Source organism: Streptomyces sp. NPDC047028 (genome assembly GCF_040644095.1).
In the GTDB taxonomy this organism is placed as follows: Bacteria; Actinomycetota; Actinomycetes; order Streptomycetales; family Streptomycetaceae; genus Streptomyces.
Genome location: NZ_JBEYVS010000137.1, coordinates 1 through 1,082 on the forward strand (window position 1 = coordinate 1; position 1,082 = coordinate 1,082).

1 protein-coding gene is annotated in these 1,082 nt (G+C 67.5%); it reads left to right on the top strand.

Translation table 11 applies throughout. The annotated features are described in order from the left end of the window. A partial coding sequence (locus ABZ854_RS37295) for a hypothetical protein (protein ID WP_361220520.1) occupies window positions 1-1,082 on the top strand: 1,082 nt, incomplete at both ends.

Genomic DNA, 1,082 nt, shown 5'->3' on the forward strand with positions numbered 1-1,082 from the left:
GCCAAGCTCATCGGTGACGGCTCGACGTCGTTCACCGGCAGGCAGCCGCACCAGCCGGCCAAGCCCGAGCCGCTGGAGCCGGGGCAGACCCCGCCGCAGTTCGTGATCTTCTCCTGGGACGGGGCCGGCGAGGTCGGCAACGGCCTCTTCCCGCGCTTTCTTGACCTGGCCAAGCAGCACGGCGCGAGCATGACCTTCTTCCTCTCGGGGCTGTACCTGCTGCCCGAGTCGAAGAAGCGGCTCTACAACCCGCCGAACAACCCGCGCGGCGCCTCCGACATCGGCTACCTCACCGACGCGCACATCAAGGCCACGCTGGCCAACGTGCACCGGGCCTGGCTGGAGGGGCACGAGATCGGCACCCACTTCAACGGGCACTTCTGCTCCGGCCACGGCACGGTGGGCAACTGGACCCCGCAGCAGTGGAAGAGCGAGATCGAGCAGGCCAAGGGCTTCGTCAAGCAGTGGCGGACCAACACCGGCTGGACCGACCTGCCGTCCCTGCCGTTCGACTACGACAAGGAACTGGTCGGCGGCCGTACGCCCTGTCTGCTCGGCCAGGACAACCTGCTGCCCACCGCCCGCGAGCTGGGCTGGCGCTACGACGCCTCCTCGCCGGGCGGCCTCCAGGTGTGGCCGGCGAAGAAGACGGGGCTCTGGAATCTGCCGTTGCAGCAGATACCTTTCCCCGGGCACTCCTTCGAGGTGCTGTCCATGGACTACAACATGCTCGCCAACCAGTCGGTCAACTCGACCAAGGCCCCGCCCGCCAACTACCCGGCCTGGCGCAAGCAGTCGGCGCAGTCGTACATAGCGGGCTTCGAGCGGGCGTATACGACAAACCGGGCACCCTTCTTCATCGGCAACCACTTCGAGCAGTGGAACGGCGGGATCTACATGGACTCCGTCGAGGAGGCCTTCAAGCACATCGCGCGCGAGAAGGACAAGGGCGCGGACGTACGGCTGGTCTCCTTCCGGCAGTTCGTGGACTGGATGGACGTGCAGAAGCCGGAGGTCCTCGCCAAGCTCCGCACCCTGCCCGTGGGCCAGGCACCCGCCGGCGGCTGGAAGTCCTTCCTGGC